Genomic DNA, 6252 nt, shown 5'->3' with positions numbered 1-6252 from the left:
GCTGACCGACGTCCAGCTGCGCGGCGCCCGGGGCTGCGAGCGGCCCCGGCTGCCGGGCGGGCGGCGGCCCTATGTGCGGTCGCCGATCCCGGCCCGGCCGACGACGCTCGCGTACGACCCGGCCGAGGAGACGCTGTCGCTGGACGAGGGCCGGATCTCACCGGTGCCCGTGGAGGCCTGGGAGTTCCATGTCGGGGGCGTACGGATGCTGGAGCAGTGGTTCGCGCACCGGACCGCGCCCGCAGAACCCGGCGCCCTGGAGGCGATCGGGCCGGCCGCCTGGCCCCAGGAGTGGACCTCGGAGCTCCTCGAACTGATCACGGTCCTGGCCCTGTTGGACCAGAGCGAGCCGGAGCGCGCCGCGCTCCACGGGGGCGCGGAGCTGACGCGCGGCGCGCTCCGGGAGGCCGGCGTCCTGCCCGTACCGGACCGCTCCCGCCGCCCGGCGTCCGTGCTCGACCACCAGGAGGAGGGCCCAGAGGGCCAGTTCGCGCTGCTGTGAGCGCACCCCAGGTCAACTGGACTTACGCCGCAACGAAGGAGTCGAGCACCCGCCGCAGCGTCCGGTCGAAGACCTCCTCGGCGTCGAGCGGCTGGGATCCGGACTCGGCGAACACGGCGGCGAGCCGCGGGTACCCACCGCCCATCAGCTGCCCCGTCAAGTAGGCCCCGCGCACGGCCTGTTCCTGCTCCTCGGTCCAGGGCAGCCCACGGGCGCGCTCGGCGAGGGCGATCTCGTTGGCGACGATGGTCATGACCGTGCCGTTCACCGTCGCGATCAGCTCCATCTTGACGCCGCCGGGCAGATCGAGGCCCTCCAGGCACTCCAGGCAGTGCTCCAGGAAGCGCAGGGCGTTGGGGCCGAAGGCGTAGCCGGTGGTCATCAGGCGGATCACCCACGGGTGGCGGTGCAGGATCCCGCGGGCCTCGCGGGCCACATGCAGCATGTCCGCGCGCCAGTCGCCGCTCGCGCCCCGGGAGAGGTCGTACTCCCCGCTGACGGCGTCGACCATCAGCTCGTACAGGTCCTCCTTGCGCGGGACGTAGTTGTACAGCGACATGGTGCCGCAGCCGATCTCGGCCGCCACGCGCCGCATGGAGACCGCGTCGACGCCGTCGGCGTCGGCGACGCGCACCGCGGCGGCCACGATGTCGGCCCGGCTGTACGCCGGTTTCGGACCTCGGCCCGTGCGCTCGGGGCGCGCCCAGATCACTTCGGGTTCGGCCGCTCGGCCCGCCATGGATCACCACCTCGTCCACCATCGTAGTTACGTACGGCGTACGTAGTGCGCTATGGTCGGGCCATGACTACTACGTACGCTGTACTTAGTGAGGGGCTGCAGAAGCGTTACGGGGAGGTCCACGCCCTGCGCGGGCTCGATCTGGCGGTCCCCGAGGGCACGGTCTGCGGCGTCCTCGGCCCCAACGGCGCGGGCAAGACCACCGCGGTCAAGGTCCTCACCACGCTCACCGCCCCGGACTCCGGCAGCGCCCGCGTCGCGGGCCACGACGTGGTGCGCGAGCCGGCCGAGGTGCGCCGCCGGATCTCGGTCACCGGCCAGTACGCCTCGGTCGACGGCGACCTGACCGGCGCGGAGAACCTGCGGCTGTTCGCCAAACTGCTGCGCGCCCCGCGCTCCCGCGCCGACGAGCTCCTGGAGCGGTTCGACCTGACCGGGGCCGCCGACCGCCCCGCCCGCACCTACTCGGGCGGCATGCGCCGCCGGCTCGACCTCGCCGCAAGCCTGATCGTGCCGCCGCAGGTGCTCTTCCTCGACGAGCCGACCACCGGGCTCGACCCGCACAGCCGGAACGGGATCTGGGACGCCGTACGGGGGTTGGCGTCCCAGGGCACGACCGTGCTGCTCACCACGCAGTACCTGGAGGAGGCCGACCAGCTCGCCGACGACATCGTGCTGATCGACGAGGGCCGGGCCGCACACCGCGGCACCCCGGCCGAACTCAAGGCGCGGATCGGCAGTTACGCCGAGGTCGTCGTCGCCGACCCGGCGCTCCTGGAGGCCGCCGCGGCCGTGCTCGACCAGCTCACCGGCTCGGCCCCGGCGCTCGACGCCGAGCACCGCACGGTCGGCGCGGTGACCCTGGACGGCACGCTGACCCTCCCCCGGATCGTCCGCGAGATCGACGCCGCCGGGGTGCACATCGTGGACGCCTCGCTGCGCCCGCCCACCCTCGACGAGGTGTTCCTGCGCCTCACCGACCGCACCGCGCCCGCGCCCGCGGGCCGGAAGGAGATGGCCGCATGAGCGCCCTCGTGCACGACGGAACCGCCATTCTGGGACGGCACCTTCAGCGCGTCCGGCACGCGCCGGCGATGACGCTCATGACGCAGACGATGCCGATCGTCTTCCTGCTGTTCTTCGGGTACGTCTTCGGCAGCGCGCTGGCCATGCCGGGCGCCGAGTACCGCGCGTTCCTCGTCCCCGGACTGCTGGTCGCGACGGCCGCGGGCGGGCTGATGACCGGCATGTTCCAGGCCGCCCAGGACTCCCACCGGGGCGTGATGGACCGGTTCCGGACGATGCCGATGAGCCGCGCCGCCGTGCCCCTCGGCCAGTCCCTCGCCGACCTGGCGACCAGCGCGGTCGGCATGGTCCCGATGATCCTGATCGGCCTCGCGATGGGCTGGCGGATCGAGGGCACGGCCCTGGACGCGCTCGCCGCCGTCGGCCTGTTGCTGCTCTTCCGCTTCGCGATGACCTGGGCAGGCATCCTGCTCGGCCTCGCCTCGCGGAGCGAGGAGGCGGCCGGGCAGCTGGGCAGCGCCACGTTCATGCTGCCGCTGCTGTCGAACGCGTACATCCCGACCGACGGCATGCCGGGCTGGCTGCGCACCGTCGCCGAGTGGAACCCGATCTCGGCGGTCACCACCGCGGTCCGCGAGCTCTTCGGCAACGCGGCCGTCCCGGCGGACGCCGCCTGGCCGGTGGCGCACCCCGTGGCCGGGGCGCTGCTGTGGTCGCTCGCGCTGATCGCGCTGTGCGCGCCGCTCGCGGTCCGGCGGTACGCCAGGGTGTGACCGAACCGCACGTGACAAACGGGGCGCGGCCGCGATAGGCACGCAGGATGAGCACCCGCACGCAGCCGCTCCCGCTGGACGGGATCACCGTCGTCGCCGTCGAACAGGCCGTCGCCGCGCCCTTCGCCACCCGGCAGCTCGCCGACCTCGGCGCCCGCGTCGTCAAGATCGAGCGCCCGGACGGCGGCGACTTCGCCCGCGGGTACGACACGGCCGCGGCCGGCCTCGCCTCGCACTTCGTGTGGTGCAACCGCGGCAAGGAGTCGGTCGCGGTGGATCTGAAGGACCCGCGGGGCATCGCCCTGGTCCGCCGGCTGATCGCGGACGCGGACGTGTTCGTGCAGAACCTGGCGCAGGGCGCGGCGGCCCGGCTCGGCCTGGGCGCGGCCGCCCTGTGCGCGGAGCATCCGCGGCTGATCGCGGTGGACATCTCGGGGTACGGGGCGGAGGGGCCGTACGCGCACAAGCGGGCGTACGACATGCTCGTGCAGTGCGAGGCCGGTCTGGTGTCGGTGACCGGGACGGCGGAGCAGCCGGTGAAGGCGGGCATCCCGGCGGCGGACATCGCGGCCGGGATGTACGCGTTCTCGGGCGTGCTCGCCGCGTTGGTGCGGCGCGGGACGACCGGCCGGGGCGGTCCGGTGGAGGTCTCGCTGCTCGACTCGCTGGCCGAGTGGATGGGGCATCCGCTGCACCACGGGATGCACGGGGGCGCGGCCCCGGCGCGCACGGGGCTCGCGCACGCGGTGATCGCGCCGTACGACGCCTATCCGACCGCGGACGGGAGCCTGGTGCTCCTCTCGGTGCAGAACGACCGGGAGTGGCGGCGGCTGGCCGAACAGGTCCTGGGGCGGCCGGAGCTGGCGGACGATCCGGACTTCGCGACGAACACGGCCCGGGTGGCCCGGCGGGCCGACACGGACGCGGCGGTGGCCGCGGCGCTGGCGCCGCTGACGGCGGCCGAGGCGCTGGCCCGGCTGGAGGCGGCGGGCATCGCGTGCGCCCGGCTGAACTCGGTGGCCGACCTGGCGGACCACCCGCAGCTGGTGGCGCGGGACCGGTGGCGCGCGGTGGACTCGGCGGTGGGCCCGCTGCGGGCGATGCTGCCGCCGATCGTGTTCCCGGACGGCCCGGAGCCGGCGATGGGCCCGATCCCGGCGCTGGGCCAGCACACGGAGACGGTCCTGGCCGGTCTCGGCGTCGACGCGGAGGAGCGCACGGCGCTGCGGAAGGCGGGCGTGATCGCCTGAGCGGTGCACACCTCGGCGGGCAGCGCGAAGCCCGGACGGGTGGGGAACACGTCCGGGCTGCGGTGACGGCGGTCGGGCGAGTGAGCGGGAGGGTGCGCCGGGCAGGCGTGCCCGGCCGACCGGTCGGATGCGGTTAGCGCCGGCTGCCGAAGAGCGAGCGGCGCAGGCGGCGCAGGGGCGCGAAGAGCGAGACGCGGGCGCTGCGGCTGCGATGGCCGTGCGCCGACGGAGCGGCTTCACGCGTCGTCAGTTCGCGCATGAGCAGCGTCGCCTCGGCGGACTCGCGCTGCGGTATGGCGGGACCCCCCAGGACCGCGAGATGGCGGTCCAGTCGCGAACTTGTCGCGCTGCTCCCGCAGGTGATCGCAGGGACACGCGCCCTGCTGCGCATCGTTATCTGTTCCATGTCACTCCCCACCCGTACGAGGGCACCCAGCCCGGGCAGGTTAACCCTATCGCCCCGCTGTGACACCCGTGTATCCCGGCCGCAGGATTCACCGCACTCGTACGGGTGTTGACGGTCACTGTCCGAATGCTTCTGATTCCAGGGCGAGTTGGACAGCGAACGAACACCTGCCGAACCGTCATGAACCATCCTGCACGCAAGGGCGTCAGCGGCGGACATCTGACGGTGTGTGATCTCCACCACCAAGATCATCGCTGTCCGAGGTGGGGGCAGAAATCCGTTCCTGAGCTAACTTGGAAGGGTTTCTGCCGTGATGCCGCGCCGGCGCGGACCGACGGAGGGGGCCCGTCTTGAGCGGAACGACGCCGGAGGGCGAGCGGCTGGTCGCGGGCCGGTACCGGCTCCTCGGGGCACTCGGCGAGGGCGGGATGGGCGTCGTCTGGCGCGCCCGCGACGAGGTCCTGGGCCGCGAGGTCGCGGTGAAGGAGGTCCGCGCACCCGCCGGACTCGCCACGGCCGACGAGCGCCGCCTGTACGCCCGGCTGGAGCGCGAGGCCTGGGCGGCCGGCCGCATCACGCACCGCAACGTCGTCACGGTGTACGACGTGGCGACCGAGGACGACCGCCCCTGGATCGTGATGGAACTGGTCCGCGGCCTCTCGCTCTCGGAGGCGCTGGACGCGGAGGGGCCGATGCCGCCGCCGCGCGCCGCTCGGATCGGGGCGGAGGTGCTGGCGGCGCTGCGGGCCGCGCACGAGGCCGGGGTGCTGCACCGGGACGTGAAGCCGGGCAACGTCCTGCTCGCCAACGACGGTCGCGTGGTGCTCACCGACTTCGGCATCGCCCGGGTGGAGGGCAGCTCGAACCTGACGATGACCGGCGAGCTGGTCGGCTCCCCCGAATTCCTCGCGCCCGAACGGGCGTTGGGGCGCACCGCAGGTCCCGCCTCGGACCTGTGGTCGCTCGGGGTGCTGCTGTACGCGGCGGTCGAGGGCAACTCGCCGTTCCGCCAGAACACCCCGCTGAGCACGCTGCGCGCGGTGGTGGACGAGGAGCTTCCGCCACCCCGGAACGCGGGCCCACTGGCCCCGGTGATCGAGGGGCTGCTGCGCAAGGAGCCCGGCGAGCGGCTGTCGGCGCAGGAGACGGCCGAGCGGCTGCGGGTGATCGCGGCGGGCGGCGCGGCGCGGACCGGTCCGGTGGCATCGGGGCCGTACGCGCCGACGGTCGTGGCGGGCAGTGGGGACGGGCCGACCGGTCCGACGCGCGCGGGGTCCCCGCAACCTCCGCCGCCCCGTGACCCGTACGGGACGGGCGGCGGCGAGCGGCCCCGGCGCGCCGGTGCGGTGCTGGCCGCCGGGATCGCGGTCCTGCTGCTCGCGGTCGGCGGACTGACGTACACGCTGCTGCGCGAGGACGACCCCGGCGGCGGCTCGGGCGGGACCACGGCGGGCAGCGACGGCGGCAGCACGGGCACGAGCACCGGGGCCGGTACGGCAGGCAGCGACACGGCGGGCGGCGGCACGACCCCGCCGCCGAGCACACCGCCGCCGACC

7 protein-coding genes are annotated in these 6252 nt (G+C 74.3%); 5 read left to right on the top strand and 2 right to left on the bottom strand.

All coding sequences use genetic code 11. The features are described 5' to 3' along the window. A partial coding sequence (locus VIU94_RS31860) for a type ISP restriction/modification enzyme (RefSeq protein ID WP_331916735.1) occupies positions 1 to 502 on the top strand: 502 nt, incomplete at its 5' end. Positions 503 to 524: 22 nt separating this feature from the next. Here VIU94_RS31860 and VIU94_RS31855 read toward each other — a convergent pair. After that, positions 525 to 1241, bottom strand: a complete 717-nt coding sequence (locus VIU94_RS31855) for a TetR/AcrR family transcriptional regulator (protein ID WP_331916733.1) — start codon at positions 1239 to 1241, stop codon at positions 525 to 527. A gap of 63 nt (positions 1242 to 1304) precedes the next feature. Here VIU94_RS31855 and VIU94_RS31850 point away from each other — a divergent pair, with 63 nt between their 5' ends. The 3 genes from VIU94_RS31850 to VIU94_RS31840 are packed head-to-tail and all read left to right on the top strand — an operon-like array spanning position 1305 to position 4290. Then, positions 1305 to 2267, top strand: a complete 963-nt coding sequence (locus VIU94_RS31850) for an efflux ABC transporter ATPase subunit, DrrA-related (protein ID WP_331916731.1) — start codon at positions 1305 to 1307, stop codon at positions 2265 to 2267. Continuing rightward, positions 2264 to 3040, top strand: coding sequence for an ABC transporter permease (locus VIU94_RS31845; protein ID WP_331916729.1), 777 nt, complete (start codon positions 2264 to 2266; stop codon positions 3038 to 3040). The genes VIU94_RS31850 and VIU94_RS31845 overlap by 4 nt, the downstream gene beginning before the upstream one ends. A gap of 47 nt (positions 3041 to 3087) precedes the next feature. After that, the gene (locus tag VIU94_RS31840; RefSeq protein ID WP_331916727.1) at positions 3088 to 4290 is read left to right on the top strand and encodes a CaiB/BaiF CoA transferase family protein; all 1203 of its coding nucleotides are present in this window, start codon (positions 3088 to 3090) and stop codon (positions 4288 to 4290) included. A 133-nt stretch (positions 4291 to 4423) separates the two neighbouring features. Here the strand turns inward: VIU94_RS31840 and VIU94_RS31835 are convergent, their stop codons facing one another. Beyond that, complete coding sequence (locus VIU94_RS31835; RefSeq protein WP_331916725.1) at positions 4424 to 4696, bottom strand: hypothetical protein; 273 nt, start codon at positions 4694 to 4696, stop codon at positions 4424 to 4426. Positions 4697 to 5124: 428 nt separating this feature from the next. Here VIU94_RS31835 and VIU94_RS31830 point away from each other — a divergent pair. Continuing rightward, on the top strand, positions 5125 to 6252 hold a 1128-nt coding region (locus VIU94_RS31830; RefSeq protein WP_414721047.1), incomplete at its 3' end, for a serine/threonine-protein kinase.

The organism is Streptomyces sp. (assembly GCF_036566765.1).
In the GTDB taxonomy this organism is placed as follows: Bacteria; Actinomycetota; Actinomycetes; order Streptomycetales; family Streptomycetaceae; genus Streptomyces.
The sequence above is the reverse complement of the archived record's forward strand: the minus strand, read 5'-3'. Positions and strand labels throughout refer to the sequence as shown.

Bases quoted from the DNA above. Each gene is read 5' to 3' on its own strand.
- VIU94_RS31850 (WP_331916731.1), top strand. From the start codon at position 1,305: ATGACTACTACGTACGCTGTACTTAGTGAGGGGCTGCAGAAGCGTTAC.
- VIU94_RS31835 (WP_331916725.1), bottom strand. From the start codon at position 4,696: ATGGAACAGATAACGATGCGCAGCAGGGCGCGTGTCCCTGCGATCACC.
- VIU94_RS31840 (WP_331916727.1), top strand. From the start codon at position 3,088: ATGAGCACCCGCACGCAGCCGCTCCCGCTGGACGGGATCACCGTCGTC.
- VIU94_RS31845 (WP_331916729.1), top strand. From the start codon at position 2,264: ATGAGCGCCCTCGTGCACGACGGAACCGCCATTCTGGGACGGCACCTT.
- VIU94_RS31855 (WP_331916733.1), bottom strand. From the start codon at position 1,241: ATGGCGGGCCGAGCGGCCGAACCCGAAGTGATCTGGGCGCGCCCCGAG.